Here is a 15127-nt window from a genome sequence, read left to right on the forward strand (position 1 = left end):
GCAGAAGCCGGCCTTTGTCGATAGGCAAAAGGTCGTGACCTGCAGGAGAGTGCAGTGCATCGCTGCAGGAGGTTTCTGTCTTGCAGAGCACGCATGGCAAAACTTCGGCAAGAACAAGGCAGCATCGCTGCCGCGTCGAGGCGATGTGCGTATCGCATCGAGTTTATCAATCAGGCAATTCGATTTGCCAATCAAGACAGCGGTTCGCATTCCCGCGACGCAACACGACCGAGCTGTTAGTTAGGCAAAACCGCTCCTGTCGGGAGGGCGCAGGAAGGCCGGGTGGCCGCTGCACCCGGGGCCCTCGCGCAAAAGACATTTGCGCGAGCACGAAGACCACAGGTACGGCGGTGATCACACCGGCCTTTCCTGCGCGATGGTTTACGGCTTATACGCGCTCTCCCCAGTGAACCGGCGTTTGCCACTGTCATTCTCGCAAAGCCTTTGGGGCCCTGCGACAATTTGGCGCCTGCACGGGCGCGCCGGGACCACGCGATTTCGCCGTCCGCGACCGTGCCGCATGTCCATCGCTTGTGGCCCAGCCAAGGCCAGGGCGCATAACCAGGGGCCGCGCACGCTGCTATTCGGCCTGATCCGATGCAATGACGCCGATCGGTTGCTTGCCGATGTCGGTCTCCTTCGTTTCCAGACGCGGCAGCAGATGTCGTGGCAAATAGAAGGCATTCGCGATCAGCGTTGGAATGACAGCGCTGCCGATCACGGTCGCGACCAGCGCCGAATACTGTTTCTGATCGATGATGCCGTGCGACAATCCGAACAGCGATGAGATGGTGCCGAAGGTCAGCCCCGTCGACATCAGCAAGGTCGTGTACATCGCCTCGCGGTCGGGCGCGGCGAAGACTTTCGTGACGGGATAGACGCCGACGATCTTGGTCGCGATCTTGATCACGAGGAAGAACAGAAATGCCGCGGGGGCGGCGATCAAGGAAGGTATCGAGACGAACGAGCCGGCGCGGATGAAGTAGAACGGCGTCAGCAGACCGAAGGTCAGCGTTCGGAGCCTGCGGATCAGCGCATGGTCCTTGCCGACCGTTCCTGCCAGCACCATGCCGATGAGATAGGCCGGCAGCACCGCTTCGCTGTCGGCCCAGCCGGCGAGCGCGCCCATGCCAAGCAGGCAGAGCAACAGGAATTTCGTCTCGAGCTCGGAAGGGCGGTTGCCGTAGAGCCTGAAGAAGCGCGGCGTCAACCAAGGCAGCACGATGAAGACGACGACGCCAACGACGAGGAAAACGACGGTCCTGATAGTGAACGGCGCAAAGATCAAGCCCAGCGCCACCACCGTGCCGAGATCGGTGACGAAGCACGCGGCAAGCACCGTCTTGCCGTATTCGGTGCGGTTGAAGCCGAATTCCAGCATCACCGCATAGACCACGGCGACCGAGGTCGTCGACATCGCGACGCCCGCGAGCCAGCTCGGCATGATCTGCCAGCCGAGAATGAAATGCGCGGCGGCGGCGCAGCCGAGGAACGGGAAGAAGAAGCTGGCAAGGCCGACGGCGGCCGCCTCCTTCCACTTCAGCCTGAAGACGGCGGGATCGAGCTCGGCGCCGGCGAGAAAGGTCAGCACGATCGCCCCGATGCCGGAGAGGAATTTGATCCAGGATTCGTCCGTGCCGAGCACGGTCTGGCCGATCATCGCGCCGATGATCAGTTGCGCAATGGTTCCGACCACTATTTCGGAGAGCGCGGTCGAAATCCTGAGCCAGATCGACAACAAGCTCGCGATCAATGCGAGGCCGAGCCACAGGGCGGCCAATGCCCAGACGCTGGTCATGGCGTGCTCCTTCCGAAAAGAGCCCGGCCAAAATCACATGTGACGCAATTTGGGAATGCCGGCTGATGGTCGACCATCGAAGTCCTCCTGCGCGCGCGTGAAGCACGTTGGCAGGAGTCATCAGCCCTGACGGCGGTTTTGGGGGACTCCATCCCCGTCGAGTGGCGATTCTAGCCCTCCCGGCGGCAATGACAAGGCCGAAGCGGGCGGCATCAGCTCGCAGCCTTGGTTCCGTACTGCAGGACCTGCACCTTCTCCAGCGTGATCAAGCCGCTCGACATCATGCCGTCCAGCATCGGTAGGAAGCGGTCGATCTTGTCCTCGCTGTCGACGATCTCGATCACCAGCGGCAGGTCCTCCGACAGGCGCAGGATTTTTGTCGTGTGCAGCCGGCTGGAGGCGCCAAACCCCATGGGCCCGCGCAGCACGGTCGCGCCGGCCAGATGCATCTCGCGCGCTTTCATGACGATGGCCTCATAGAGCGGCGTGCCGCCCGACTTGTCGTCCTCGCCGATGAAGATCCGGAGCAGCACGGCCTGTTTCGGAATTTGCATGTCTCAGCTCCCTTTCAATCGATTGAGGCGGCTTGCCAGCACATAGCCCAGCCAGACGGCGACGAGCCAGGTGATGACCGACACCGCGATATATATCAGCGCCGTGGGTTCGGAGCCCGCGCGCAGCAGTCGGACCGTCTCGAGGCTGAAGGATGAAAAGGTGGTATAGCCGCCGCAGAAGCCGGTCATCACGAATTGACGCTGCCGGGTGCTCGCAAACAGGCGGCCGTCCGGCCCGCTCAGCGTCGCGTAGAAGCCAATGATGAAGGAGCCGGTAATGTTGACGAACAAAGTGGGCCATGGAAAGCCCGACACGACAGGGATGACGAGCGCAGCAATATAGCGCGCAAGGCTACCCAGCACACCACCTGCAGCAACGCAGGCATAGAGAATGGCCGTGGTCCGGGCGTTCGACGCGGCTTGGCTCGTGGTCGTCATTGTCGTGTCCACTTCATTTCACGGCATCGACCAGGACGAAGCCGAGCGAAGCTGCCGCAAGCGACAGCCCGACCGACAGTGCAACATAGAGCGCAGCCCGGGTGCCTTCCCCGTCGCGCGCCAGCGCAAGCGTCTGCAGGCTGAAGGAGGAAACGGTGGTGTAGGCGCCGAGAAAGCCGGTCACGGCAAACAGCCATGGATCGGGCTCTGCGAAGAGCGACGTGCTGTCCAGCGCGAGATCGCCGAAAATGCCGATGACAAACGCGCCGCTGACATTGATCAGGAGCGTGCCGTAAGGAAACGTCTCGCCGACGCGCCGCGCCACGAAGCCTGACACGAAATAGCGCGCGACCGCGCCCAGCACACTGCCAAGCGTCACGCTGATGAAACCGCTGATCATGTGGCGAAGGGCCCGTTCAGGGGTTGGCGTCCGGCGCGAAGATAGGCGAGCCGGCAACAAGCAAACCAGTCGCAATTCTACGCAGGCGTCTCGTAGGGTGAGAAAAGCCGCGCAAGCGGCCTGCGCACCGCAACGTTCGTCCCCGCAAATGGCGGGCACGCTCCACTTTGCGCGCCCGATAATTCCCGGTCACAACCATTACACACCTCCACGCGCGGCCGCGCATTGCGACCGTGCCGCACTTGATCCAGTTGCGTGTGCGCGAAGGAGTTTTGGACAAGCTCCTACCGACGCGGACAGCGCCTGGCAGGAGTCATCAGCCTTGCGGCGGTTATCGGGGGAACCCCATCCCCATCCAATGATGGCAAAACGTTAGTGGAAGCGGCGAAATCGCGCAATAGCGTCACAGGCGCAAATCCCGCATAGAGGGCGGCGCGGGCCAGGAAGCCACCGCCCGCGTTCGTCGCGAGGACATATGCAGGCATCGACCGTTGCCGACCATGACCGGTCACTCCGCCGGACTGTGATCCTGGTCGCGGCACTCAACTGCGCCTATTTCGGCATCGAGTTCGCGGTGGGGCTTGCGATCGGCTCGGTGTCGCTGTTTGCCGACAGCGTCGACTTCCTGGAAGACGCCTCGATCAATCTGCTGATCGCGGTTGGCCTGAACTGGAGCGCGGTGCGCCGCGCCCGGCTCGGCATGCTGCTGGCGCTGATCCTGCTCGCGCCAGCGGCAGCCGGGCTCTGGACTGCCTGGCAGAAGCTGCTGACGCTGGCGCCGCCCGCTCCGCTCCCGCTGACGCTGACCGGCCTCGGGGCGCTGGCGGTGAACCTGTGCTGCGCGCTGATGCTTGCCCGATTTCGCGACCACAGCGGAAGCCTGACGAAAGCGGCCTTCCTGTCGGCACGCAACGACACCATCGCCAATATCGCCATCATCGCGGCAGGCGCAGTGACGGCCTATCTCTGGCACTCGGCATGGCCCGACCTCATCGTCGGCGTCGGCATTGCCATCATGAATGCGGATGCGGCGCGCGAGGTCTGGGAAGCGGCACATGAGGAGCACAAGGCGGCGCGCAGCTAAAGCATGATCCGAGGGCCAGGTTCGTGCAGCCCAGCCCTGCACTATCCCGCACTGCCGCATACGAAATATTAAACCTTGCCCGGCATGTTGGCGACGTGATCGCTGGGAAGGCGATCACATTGCGGCCCAACGCGAGCGACCTCGTCTGGTGTCTCCAGCCGCTGACAAGCCGCTTCCGCTTCTTCAAGTGGAGCGCGAGACGCCAAGAAGTGAGAGTTAAATCACATTCTTGATTTGAAGCCGTTCAAGCAAAATCCCGTGATCGGAAAGTTCTTTCGCTTCAAGCGTGAAGACTCGACTTCTCATCCATTTTCTCGATCAGGAAAACGATGCGATTGTCGTTGCGTTCGGTGATCTCCACCTTGTCGCCCGTCTCGCGGATCAGGTTCGGAATGTCGATCACCGACAATGGGTCGGTGCAGTGAACTTCCAGGAAATCGCCTGCCTTGACGGACTTCAGCGCCTTGCGCGTCTTCAGCGCGGGCAGCGGGCATTTCAGGCCGGTGAGATCGAGCTTTGTCGTGGTCATGGGGGTCCTAGAGCAGGTCGGCATAGCCGAGAAAGCCGACCATCGCGCCGGGTTCGACCTTGGTCACGCCCTCAACAAGCTCGACCAGCCCGTCGGTCTCGACCAGGGATGACAGGAGTCCCGCGCCCTCGCGGGGGAATTTTTGCGCTTCCAGCTCGCCATCCTCGCGCCGGCGCAGGAAAACGCGGACATATTCGCGCCGGCTCGCCTTCTTCTTGTAGGCGAAGGCGGCACGGACCGGCATCGGGATGAGCGGCGCGGGTCTTGCGCCGAGCAGCGCGAGCACCGTCGGCCGCACCACATGAACAAAGGTGACAAAGCTCGCCACGGGATTGCCGGGTAGCCCAATCAGGGGCGCGCCGTCGATGATGCCCATGGCGACGGGGCGGCCGGGCTTGATCGCCATCCGCCACAGCACGAGCTTGCCGATGCTCTCCACCGCCGCCTTGACGTGATCCTCTTCGCCGGTGGAGACCCCGCCGGTGGTGAGAATGAGGTCGTGGCGGGAGGCCACCTGCTTCAGGCCGTCGGCGAGCGAGGCGCGGTCGTCGCGCAGGATGCCGAGATCGCTCACCTCGCAGCCAAGCCGCTTCAACATCGCCAGCAGCATGAAACGGTTGGAATCGAACAGCTGCGGCGCGGCGCGCGCCTGTCCGGGCGATGCCAGCTCGTCGCCGGTGGAGAACACCGCGACGCGGAGCCGCCGCACCACCGCGAGCTCCGTGAGGCCAAAGGCCGCGGCCAGCCCGACATCCTGCGGCCGCAGGCGCTGGCCGGTCTTTAGCGCGACAGCGCCTTCCGCAATGTCCTCGCCCGCCGGGCGGACATTGGCGCCGGGCTTGAGGCCGGCCGGCAGCACGACACCGCCGGCGTCGTCGACCTGCACGTCCTCCTGCATGAACACGGTGTCGGTGCCCTCCGGCATCGGCGCGCCGGTGAAGATGCGCACCGCATGGCCGGGCGGTGCGGCATTCGCGGTGGCGCCGGCCTGCACGCGGCCGGCAAGCGGAAAGCCGCGCGCGTCCTCGCGCGGCAGGTCGCGGCTTGCGATCGCGTAGCCGTCGACGGCGGAGTTGGTGAAGGGCGGCAGCGGCAGCGGCGCCGCAAGATCTCGCGCCAGCACGCGGCCGTCGGCTTCGGCAAGCGACACGATCTCGACCTCGGCGACCGGTGTCACGCGCGCGGCAATGATCCCGACGGCCTCGTCGACCGACATCATCGGCCCGCCAAAGGCAAAGCAGTCGTCGGAAAGCTGCGCCATGTGACCTCTATTCCTTGAGCATGATCTTTTCGGAAAACCGACGCCCGCCTTTCCGGATCATGCTCAGCTTTCCGCTGCACTCATCGACAGCACATCATCGAGCGAAATCGCCGATCGTCGCAGCAATGCGGCAACCGAGGGAATATCGTCGAGATGGGCCACCGGCAGCCGCGTTTCAACCGCGACGTCGCTGGCAACGCCGACGATGCCGGGATCGTCCGGGAACAGAAACGGCTTGCCGTTGGCCGCGCGATGCACCTCGATCTTGCGGTGCGGCTCGGACTTGTAGCCCTCGACCACGACGAGATCGACGCGAGTCATTTTCTGCAGCAGCTCGGGCAGCCGCGGCTCGTCTTCGCCGCGCAGCTCGTGCATCAGGGCCCAGCGGTTGGTCGAGGAGACCAGCACCTCCTCCGCGCCGGCCTCGCGCTGGCGCCAGGAATCCTTGCCGGGAACGTCGATGTCGAACTTGTGGTGGGCGTGCTTGATCACGGACACGCGCAGGCCCTGTGCGCGGAACACCGGAAGCACGCGCGTCAACAAGGTCGTCTTGCCGGCGCCGCTCCAGCCTGCGAGTCCGATCACTTTCATCTCATTCTCCGCAGCCATCGCCGGGAACTGGGCTAGGCTTGTTGCCAATGTGCTTTATATCGGTCTTGCCGCCTTGTCATGCTAAGGTCGGAACATGATGAAGATCGACAAAAAGCAGCCGGTGCCCCTGATCCTGCCCAATCCGGCAGACCCGCGGCTGACCCAGCGCGTGTCAGGCACCGACCAGACCGGGGCGAAGGTCGAGATCAACGTGCCGATGGAGCGGCCGCTGACGCTCTATCTCAACGCCCAGGAGATCGTCACCATGATGACGATCGGCGACTATCCGGAATATCTGGCGCTGGGCTATCTGCTCAACCAGAACATGCTCAAATACGACGACATCGTCACCGAGGTCGAGTATGACGACGACCTCCAGGTGGTCGTAGTGCGCACGGCGCATCACACCAATTTCGAGCAGAAGCTGAGGAAACGCACGCAGACCTCGGGCTGCGCACAGGGCACGGCGTTCGGCGATCTCCTGGAAGCCGTCGAGAGCGTCGCGTTGCCGAAGGCGGAGTTGCGCACCTCCTGGCTCTACCAGATGACGCAAACCATCAACACGATGCCCTCGCTCTATCTCGAGGCCGGCGCGATCCACGGCTGCGTGCTGTGCAAGGAGGGCGAGCCGGTGTGCTACACCGAGGATGTCGGCCGCCACAACGCGGTCGACAAGATCGCGGGCTGGATGTTCCGCCATGGCGTCACGGCCGGCGACAAGATCCTTTACACCACGGGACGGCTGACGTCGGAGATGGTGATCAAGACGGTCCGGATGGGAATTCCGATCCTGGTGTCGCGCTCGGGCTTCACCGCATGGGGCGTGGAGCTTGCGCGGCAGGTGGGATTGACGCTGGTCGGGCGCACGCGGGGCAAGCGCTTCATCGCGTTGTCAGGCGAGGAGCGCATCGTCTACGACCAGAACCTCGCTTATGTCGAAGAGGAATCCGCGCGTCACCGGCGCAAGGGTGAAGGCCGCGATGACGAGTAATGTTCCCGGCGTGCTGCTCGCTGGCGGCCTCGCGCGCCGCATGGGCGGCGGCGACAAGCCGATGCGCACCATTGCAGGCCGCACCATCCTGGCGCGCGTGATTGCACGGCTAAAGCCGCAGTGCGATCGCCTGATCCTCAACGCCAACGGCGATCCAGCCCGCTTTGCCGCGTTCGGCCTGCCCGTGATCGCCGACGGCGTTCCGGATTTTCCGGGGCCGCTGGCCGGCATCCTGGCCGCGCTCGACTGGGCGGCAGCGAACCGTCCCGATGTGACGCATGTGCTGAGCGCGGCCGCCGATTGCCCGTTCCTGCCACGCGACCTGGTGGCGCGACTGGACGCTGCGCGCAAACAGGAAAATTCCGAGCTGGCGGTCGCCGCCTCCGACGGACAGTCGCACCCTGTCATCGGTCTATGGAAGGTCGCGTTGCGCGACGAGTTGCGTCACGCGCTGGTCAAGGAGGACATCCGCAAGATCGACCGCTGGACCGCGCGCTATCCGCTCGCCACCGTGACCTGGCCGGTCACCCCGGTCGATCCGTTCTTCAATGCGAATACGGTCGAGGATATCGCCGAGGCCGAGCGGCTCGCGGCGCTGGACGAAGGCGCCTGATTTCCCTTCCCCTGATTTCCCTTCCCTTGATTTCCCTTCCTTGGTCCTGCCACATAGGCTAAGTGCAGCGCAGCAATTTTCCTCCTGCCCCCGCCGCGCGCCAAAAGTCCCATGATTCGCCTCGATAACATCAGCAAGCAGAACGGCCATCAGCTCCTCTTCGTCGAGACCTCCGCGGCGCTCCAGCGGGGCGAAAAAATCGGCCTGGTCGGCCCGAACGGCTCCGGCAAGACCACCCTGTTCCGCATGATCACGAGCCAGGACCTCCCCGACGAGGGCCAGGTCTCGGTCGATCGCGGCGTCACCATCGGCTATTTCAGCCAGGATGTCGGCGAGATGGCCGGCCGTAGCGCGGTCGCCGAGGTGATGGACGGCGCAGGGCCGGTGAGCACGGTCGCCGCGGAACTCAGGGAACTGGAGGCCGCGATGGCCGATCCGGAGCGCGCCGATGAGATGGACGAGATCATCGCCCGCTATGGCGAGGTGCAGGCGCGGTTTGAGGAGCTCGACGGCTATGCGCTGGAGGGCCGCGCCCGCGAGGTGCTGGCGGGCTTGAGCTTCAGCCAGGAGATGATGGAGGGCGACGTCGGCAACCTCTCGGGCGGCTGGAAGATGCGCGTGGCGCTGGCGCGGATCCTGCTGATGCGCCCCGACGTGATGCTGCTGGACGAGCCGAGCAACCATCTCGACCTCGAAAGCCTGATCTGGCTGGAGCAATTCCTGAAAGGTTACGAAGGCGCGCTGTTGATGACCTCGCATGACCGCGAGTTCATGAACCGCATCGTCACCAAAGTGCTGGAGATCGACGCCGGCGAGCTCGCGACCTATTCGGGCAATTACGAATTCTACGAGCAGCAACGTGCGCTGAACGAGAAGCAGCAGCAGGCGCAATTCGAGCGCCAGCAGGCCATGCTCGCCAAGGAGATCAAGTTCATCGAGCGCTTCAAGGCGCGCGCCTCGCACGCGGCACAAGTGCAAAGCCGGGTCAAGAAGCTCGAGAAGATCGACCGGGTCGAGCCGCCACGGCGGCGGCAGACGGTCGATTTCGACTTTCCCCCGGCGCCCCGCTCCGGCGAGGACGTCGCGAGCCTGAAGAACGTGCACAAAAGCTATGGCTCGCGGCGCATCTATGAAGGGCTCGACTTCCAGATCCGCAGGCGCGAGCGCTGGTGCGTGATGGGCGTGAACGGCGCCGGCAAATCGACGCTGCTGAAGCTGGTGACGGGGTCCGTGGAGCCCGAGACCGGCACGGTGACAATCGGCGGCAGCGTCAAGGTGGGCTATTTCGCGCAGCATGCCATGGACCTGCTCGACGGCGAGGCCACCGTGTTCGAATGGCTGGAAGCGGCGTTTCCGCTGGCAGGGCAAGGCAGCTTGCGCGCGCTTTGCGGCAGCTTTGGTTTTTCCGGCGATGACGTCGAGAAACGATGCCGCGTGCTGTCAGGCGGTGAGAAGGCGCGCCTGGTGATGGCAAGGATGCTCTACGACCCGCCGAACTTCCTGGTGCTGGACGAGCCGACCAACCATCTGGACATGGCGACCAAGGAGATGCTGATCACGGCGCTGTCGGACTTCGAGGGCACCATGTTGTTCGTCTCCCACGACCGCCGCTTCCTCGCCGCGCTCTCCAACCGCGTGCTGGAACTGACGCCCGAGGGCATTCACCAGTACGGCGGCGGCTACACCGAATATGTCGCGCGCACCGGCCACGAGGCGCCGGGGCTGCATAGCTGAGCGGACGGGGCGCCCGGACGGCCGGCCAACGGCCGTCGCTCCGGCACAGCAGGGCGGACGACACGATCGGCTTCTGTCGGCACCCTGCGGCAAATTTTCCCTCCGCCGCCGACCAATTTGAACAAAAACAAGAATATGCATAGATATGCAGAATGGAGTTCTTGACCACCAGTGAGGCCGCGGACTACCTCCGGCTCGGTGAGCGGAAGCTTTATGAGCTTGTCACGTCGGGGGCCATTCCCTGCAGCAAGGTGACGGGCAAGTGGCTGTTCCCGCGCCATGAGCTGGATGTCTGGGTGCTCTCGGGGCTGGCCCGGCCGGCCGGCATGATGGCGGCCGATCCGGCGCCGATCGTCGGGGGCAGCCAGGACGACTTGCTGGAATGGGCCTTGCGCGAGTCCGGTTCAGCGCTGGCCTCGCTCAATGAAGGCACCATGGGCGGCGTCGATCGGCTCGCACGCGGCGAAGTACTCGCCACCGCGGTCCATTTCCATGGCGATGAACTCAGCGGCAACGAGAACGGCGATCCCAACGTCGCGGCGGTGCGCGCAATCCCCGGCCTGCATGACGCCGTGCTGGTCGGCGTTGCCAGACGCGAACAGGGGCTGTTGGTCGCATCGGGCAACCCGAAGAAGCTACAGAGTCTGCAAGACGCGCTGTCCGCCGGCGCGACCATCGCCGTGCGGCAGAGTGGTGCCGGCGCGCAATTGCTATTGGAGGAGCTGCTCGCCCGGATCGGCGCCTCGGTGAAGGATCTCAACCGGCTGGAGCCGCCCTGCCTTACCGGCCCCGATCTCGCGGCCGCGATCAGCGCCGGCAATGCCGATTGCGGGCTCGCAACCCGCGCCGCGGCCCATAGGGCCGGGCTCAATTTCGTGCCCCTGCTCTGGGAGAATTTCGATCTGTTGATGCGCCAGCGCAGCTTCTTCCGCCCCACCATGCAGGCGCTGATCGGTTTTCTCGGCAGCAAGCGGCTGAAGCAACGCGCGGCCGAGCTTCCGGGCTACGACACGACGCAAGCGGGGCAGATTCGCTACGCGGCTTGAGGCGCGGTGAGTCCTGTTGGCAGCTCAACGCGCCATCACGCCGCGAGCGGGATTGTCCAGGCATCGTAGGCGTAGACCCAGTCGGCGTCGGTCTTTTCCTTGAGCCAGATGTTCCTGCGCGACGTTTCCTGCACCCGCATCGTGCGGTCCCTGCGTGTTGCCTCGAAGCGGCGGAATGCGTCTGCAACGCCGTCAGGTCCGACGCCGTCGAGGCAGCGTGACAGCACGGCGGCGTCCTCGATCGCCATCGCAGCACCTTGCGCCATGTAGGGCGTCATGGGATGGCAGGCATCGCCAAGCAGGGTCACCTTGCCCTCACGCCAGCGCGGCAGCGCGTCGCGATCGACGATCGCCCATTTGTGCACGTCGGGACAAGCAGCCAGCACCTGCTCCACCTCGCGGTCGAAGCCGGCGAAGGCCTTGCGCAGTTCGGTGACATCGCCCTTGGCCGACCATGACTCGATGCGAAACTCCGGCTCCGGCTGGCTGGTGACGAGATAGACTTCGCTGCGGTCCGGCTTGACGTAGTAGATGACGATGTGGCGGTCCTCGCCCCACCATTTGGTGCAATCGCCGATTTTGTGCTCGCCAAGCAGTGCAGCAGGATAAGTCGTGCGGTAAGCGATGCGGCCGGTGAAGTTCACGGCCGAGGTGCCGAACAGGATGTCGCGGACCGTCGAATGCACGCCGTCGGCGCCGATCACGGCGTCGGCTGTGGCCGTCGCGCCATTCGCAAATACCAGCCGCATGCCATCGCCGGTCTCGTCCAGGCCGACCAGCTTGTGGTTGAGCCTGACGCATTCGGCGGGCACAGCGCTTGCGAGCGCCGCATGCAGGTCGCCGCGATGCGCCAACAGATACGGCGCGCCGAATTTCGCTTCGGCGCTCTCGCCAAAGATCATGTCGAACTTGATATCGCCGGTGCGCCAGTCGCGGTTGTTCCACGAGCGCGGATAGAAGGATTGCGCGCGCAGCATCTGCTCCAGCCCCAGCCGCCGCAGCACCTTCATGGCGTTGCAGCCGATCTGGATGCCGGCGCCGATCCGGGCAAATTGTGACGCCTGCTCATAGACGGTGACGTCGATGCCAATCAGCCTGAGTGCCGCCGCGGTCGAAAGACCGCCCATGCCGGCGCCGACAATCGCGACGCGAAGAGGTCTTGCCGTCATTGTCTTCCTCGTCTCCTTCGTTTTCCTCCCCGACGGTCGCTCGCTATTACCGTTGCGAGCTTGATGGGCCGGACGGCGCATAATAGCGCGATTGACTGCAAAATATGTAGCCGGATGCTTCGCATGGGCCCCTGCATGCGTTGACGCGGCCGCGGGAATGCGATTGAAAAAGACAAGCAATGACGGCCAATGCGCCGCAGGATGCCGGGAGGGGTTGGAATGGTCGCGAGGAGTCCGTTCACTAATCTGTTCACTTTTGCGGCGTTTGCCGCAGCCATGCTCGCCGCGTCAGCTGCGCGCGCGCAGATCTCCGACGATGTCGTAAAGATCGGCGTGCTCACCGACATGAACGGCCCCGCCTCGACGCCAACCGGCCAGGGCTCGGTGACGGCGGCCCAGATGGCGATCGACGATTTCGGCGGCAAGGTGCTGGGCAAGCCGATCAGCATCGTCGTCGGCGACCACCAGCTCAAGCCTGACATCGGCGGCGCCATCGCGCGGCGCTGGTATGACACCGAGCAGGTCGATTTGATCGTCGACGTGCCGGTCTCCGCCGTCGGCCTTGCGGTGCAGAACATCGCCAACGAAAAGAAGAAGCTGTTCATCACCCATTCGACGGGCACGGCGGATTTCCACGGCAAGTTCTGCTCGCCTTACGCCATCCAGTGGGTGTTCGATACCCACGCGCTTGCGGTCGGCACCGCGCAGGCGGTGGTGAAGCGCGGTGGCGACAGCTGGTTCTTCATCACCGACGATTACGCCTTCGGCCGTTCGCTGGAGAAGGACGCGTCCGCCGTCGTCACCGCCAATGGCGGCAAGGTGCTGGGCTCGGTGCGGCCGCCGCTGGCAACCCCCGATCTCTCCTCCTTCGTGCTGCAGGCGCAGGCCTCCAAGGCCAAGATCATCGGCATCGCAGCCGGCCCGCCCAACAACATGAACGAGATCAAGACCGGCGCGGAGTTCGGTGTGTTCAAGGGCGGCCAGCAGATGGCGGCGCTGCTCGCGCTGATTACCGACATCCATTCGCTCGGACTGCAGGCGGCGCAGGGCCTATTGCTGACGACGTCGTTCTACTGGGACATGGACGACAAGACCCGCGAATGGTCCAAGCGCTATTTCGCCAAGATGAACCGGATGCCGACGATGTGGCAGGCCGGCGTCTATTCATCGGTGATGCACTATCTGCAGGCAATCCAGGACACCGGCACCGACGATCCCCTGAAGGTCGCGGCGAAAATGCGCGAGAAGCCGATCGAGGACTTCTTCGCACGCAACGGAAAGCTCCGCGACGACAATCTGATGGTGCACGACCTCTGGCTGGTCCAGGTCAAGAAGCCGGACGAAAGCAAATATCCGTGGGACTATTACAAGATCCTCGCGAAGATCTCCGGCGATGATGCGTTCGGCCCGCCGGACCCGGCGTGTGCGATGGTGAAGAAGTGACGGCGTAGCAGCGACCTCCACGCGTCATGGCCGGGCTTGTCCTGGCTTGTCCCGGCCATGACGGAGGAGCTGGTCTCGCACTACTTCGCCACCCCAATCTCGCGGAAATACTTCAACACCCCGGGATGGATCAGCGCGATGTCAGGCGCTGCGGCGACTGTGTTCGCCGCCGTCGTCTCGCAGGCTTGCGCGAGCTTCTGGCAGAAGGGCGCTTCCACGCCATGCAGCGTGCGCGCGAGACGGTAGGCGACATCATCGGGCAGGCTCGCGCGCACGAGCACAAAGCTCCAGGAGCCGACCGAGGAGATCGCCGCGGTTTGGCCGCGATAGCTATTCGCCGGCACGGTAAGCGGCTTCAGGAAGCTGTGCTTGGCGCGGATGCGCGCGATCTCATCGGCGCTCGGCGCGATGAAGCGGGCGCCACCAGCGCTTGAGGCGACCGCCGCAAAGCCCGGCCAGCCGACGCCGGCACCCCACAGCGCCGCAGCCCGGCCGTCGAGCACCATGGCCGGGCCATCGCCGGCGCGGTCGAGATAGATCGATTTGAAATCCTCATCCTGCTTCAGCCCCAGCCCATCGAGGATGTAGCGGGACAGGATCGGCAGGCCCGAGCCCTTGGCGCCGAAGGCGACCGGCTGTCCCACGAGATCGGAAATGGTCTTGTAGGGGCTGTCGGCGCGGACCACGAACATGCCCGGCGAGGAATAGATCGCGGTCAGGATCTTCGCATTGGTCTTCGGACGGCCGCCGATCCCCAGAAACGCCTCATAGGCCGGCTCGCCGGCGACGAGGCCGATGTCGAGCTTGTCCTGCTCCAGCAGCGGAATGTTCTCGTTGCTGCCCTTGGTATTGCGCGGCTCGATCGCAAGCGTTTCGTCCGCGGCATTCATCACCTCGGCGAAGGCATTGCCATAAAGCGGGAAGCCGCCGCCGGGCGTAGCGGTCCCCAGAACGATCGTGGTCCTTGAAATAGCCCTGCTCCCCTCCTCTGCCGCGGCCGCGCCCGCCAACATCAACAAGGCAGCGACCAACAGCCGGGTCGATTTCATCTTCAGCATCAGCTTTCCATCCCGCGCGCGTCAAGATGTCCGATCATGCCGGCACGCGCCGTGTAGGCAAGGGCGAAGATTTATGAAAGCATGCGGCCATCAAGAAGAAATGATCGGGGGAAACCAATGGTCGCCCAGTTGCGCCGCGCCTTGTCCGCTCTCGCCTTCCTCTTAGCACTCGCTTTGACTGGCGGGTTCAACTGATCGCCGCAACACATTCTGCGAACTTCTCAGCTGGGGTTTGAAAGAGCAAGGTCTTTCGTGGCCTTTCATTGAGCTGCTTGGCGATCGCGCTGAGCTTGGCCTGGCTGTACAATGACAGATCGATGCCACGCGGAAGATACTGGCGCAGCAATCTGTTGGTATTTTCGTTTGACCCGCGCTGCCAGGGACAGCGAGGGTCGCAGAAATAGACATCGATCTTGGT

At 64.1% G+C, this 15127-nt stretch carries 16 protein-coding genes and 2 riboswitches; of the genes, 6 read left to right on the forward strand and 10 right to left on the reverse strand.

The genetic code is table 11. The annotated features are described in order from the left end of the window. Positions 1 to 580: 580 nt before the first annotated feature. The 4 genes from A3AI_RS0125340 to crcB (A3AI_RS0125355) all read right to left on the reverse strand — a co-directional run bounded on the left by A3AI_RS0125340 (position 581) and on the right by crcB (A3AI_RS0125355) (position 3190). Complete coding sequence (locus A3AI_RS0125340) at positions 581 to 1798, reverse strand: cation:proton antiporter (protein ID WP_024518280.1); 1218 nt, start codon at positions 1796 to 1798, stop codon at positions 581 to 583. 104 nt (positions 1799 to 1902) lie between these two features. Further along, positions 1903 to 1963: riboswitch (Fluoride riboswitch) on the reverse strand. A 47-nt stretch (positions 1964 to 2010) separates the two neighbouring features. Continuing rightward, positions 2011 to 2352 (reverse strand): DUF190 domain-containing protein, encoded by a 342-nt coding sequence (locus A3AI_RS0125345; RefSeq protein WP_024518281.1) that lies wholly within the window; start codon positions 2350 to 2352, stop codon positions 2011 to 2013. A 3-nt stretch (positions 2353 to 2355) separates the two neighbouring features. Then, positions 2356 to 2790 (reverse strand): fluoride efflux transporter CrcB, encoded by a 435-nt coding sequence (gene crcB, locus A3AI_RS0125350; RefSeq protein ID WP_024518282.1) that lies wholly within the window; start codon positions 2788 to 2790, stop codon positions 2356 to 2358. 13 nt (positions 2791 to 2803) lie between these two features. Next, the gene (gene crcB, locus A3AI_RS0125355; RefSeq protein WP_024518283.1) at positions 2804 to 3190 is read right to left on the reverse strand and encodes a fluoride efflux transporter CrcB; all 387 of its coding nucleotides are present in this window, start codon (positions 3188 to 3190) and stop codon (positions 2804 to 2806) included. A 300-nt stretch (positions 3191 to 3490) separates the two neighbouring features. After that, positions 3491 to 3552, reverse strand: a riboswitch (Fluoride riboswitch). A 113-nt stretch (positions 3553 to 3665) separates the two neighbouring features. On the opposite strand from crcB (A3AI_RS0125355), the gene A3AI_RS0125360 reads away from it, so the two are divergent. After that, positions 3666 to 4274, forward strand: coding sequence for a cation efflux transmembrane domain-containing protein (locus A3AI_RS0125360; protein WP_024518284.1), 609 nt, complete (start codon positions 3666 to 3668; stop codon positions 4272 to 4274). Positions 4275 to 4554: 280 nt separating this feature from the next. Here A3AI_RS0125360 and A3AI_RS0125365 read toward each other — a convergent pair whose 3' ends face one another. The 3 genes from A3AI_RS0125365 to mobB form a co-directional block, all read right to left on the reverse strand. Further along, on the reverse strand, positions 4555 to 4803 hold the full coding sequence (locus A3AI_RS0125365; protein WP_024518285.1) for a sulfurtransferase TusA family protein: 249 nt from the start codon (positions 4801 to 4803) through the stop codon (positions 4555 to 4557). A 7-nt stretch (positions 4804 to 4810) separates the two neighbouring features. After that, entirely contained in the window at positions 4811 to 6064 is a 1254-nt protein-coding gene (locus A3AI_RS0125370; protein ID WP_024518286.1) for a molybdopterin molybdotransferase MoeA, read from the reverse strand. A gap of 63 nt (positions 6065 to 6127) precedes the next feature. Then, the gene (gene mobB / locus A3AI_RS0125375) at positions 6128 to 6655 is read right to left on the reverse strand and encodes a molybdopterin-guanine dinucleotide biosynthesis protein B (RefSeq protein WP_024518287.1); all 528 of its coding nucleotides are present in this window, start codon (positions 6653 to 6655) and stop codon (positions 6128 to 6130) included. A 94-nt stretch (positions 6656 to 6749) separates the two neighbouring features. Between mobB and A3AI_RS0125380 the strand changes: the two genes are divergently transcribed. From A3AI_RS0125380 to A3AI_RS0125395, 4 genes are all read left to right on the forward strand, one after another. After that, a complete protein-coding gene (locus tag A3AI_RS0125380; protein WP_024518288.1) occupies positions 6750 to 7646 on the forward strand; it encodes a formate dehydrogenase accessory sulfurtransferase FdhD in 897 nt (298 codons plus the stop codon). Beyond that, the gene (gene mobA / locus A3AI_RS0125385) at positions 7636 to 8259 is read left to right on the forward strand and encodes a molybdenum cofactor guanylyltransferase MobA (RefSeq protein ID WP_024518289.1); all 624 of its coding nucleotides are present in this window, start codon (positions 7636 to 7638) and stop codon (positions 8257 to 8259) included. Before A3AI_RS0125380 ends, mobA begins: the two co-directional genes overlap by 11 nt. 111 nt (positions 8260 to 8370) lie before the next feature. Next, on the forward strand, positions 8371 to 9993 hold the full coding sequence (locus A3AI_RS0125390; protein ID WP_024518290.1) for an ABC-F family ATP-binding cassette domain-containing protein: 1623 nt from the start codon (positions 8371 to 8373) through the stop codon (positions 9991 to 9993). A gap of 152 nt (positions 9994 to 10145) precedes the next feature. After that, complete coding sequence (locus A3AI_RS0125395; RefSeq protein WP_024518291.1) at positions 10146 to 11039, forward strand: substrate-binding domain-containing protein; 894 nt, start codon at positions 10146 to 10148, stop codon at positions 11037 to 11039. Between the two features lie 35 nt (positions 11040 to 11074). On the opposite strand, the gene A3AI_RS0125400 is transcribed toward A3AI_RS0125395, so the two are convergent. Continuing rightward, positions 11075 to 12208 (reverse strand): FAD-dependent monooxygenase, encoded by a 1134-nt coding sequence (locus tag A3AI_RS0125400; RefSeq protein ID WP_024518292.1) that lies wholly within the window; start codon positions 12206 to 12208, stop codon positions 11075 to 11077. Between the two features lie 219 nt (positions 12209 to 12427). Between A3AI_RS0125400 and A3AI_RS0125405 the strand changes: the two genes are divergently transcribed. After that, positions 12428 to 13651 carry an ABC transporter substrate-binding protein gene (locus A3AI_RS0125405; protein ID WP_024518293.1) on the forward strand — a complete coding sequence of 408 codons (1224 nt, stop codon included), beginning with the start codon at positions 12428 to 12430 and terminating at the stop codon, positions 13649 to 13651. Between the two features lie 80 nt (positions 13652 to 13731). On the opposite strand, the gene A3AI_RS0125410 is transcribed toward A3AI_RS0125405, so the two are convergent. Then, on the reverse strand, positions 13732 to 14700 hold the full coding sequence (locus A3AI_RS0125410; protein WP_156927935.1) for a TAXI family TRAP transporter solute-binding subunit: 969 nt from the start codon (positions 14698 to 14700) through the stop codon (positions 13732 to 13734). Between the two features lie 196 nt (positions 14701 to 14896). Further along, on the reverse strand, positions 14897 to 15127 hold a 231-nt coding region (locus A3AI_RS0125415), incomplete at its 5' end, for an IS30 family transposase (RefSeq protein WP_024518295.1).

This window comes from Bradyrhizobium sp. Tv2a-2, assembly GCF_000472425.1.
In the GTDB taxonomy this organism is placed as follows: Bacteria; Pseudomonadota; Alphaproteobacteria; order Rhizobiales; family Xanthobacteraceae; genus Bradyrhizobium.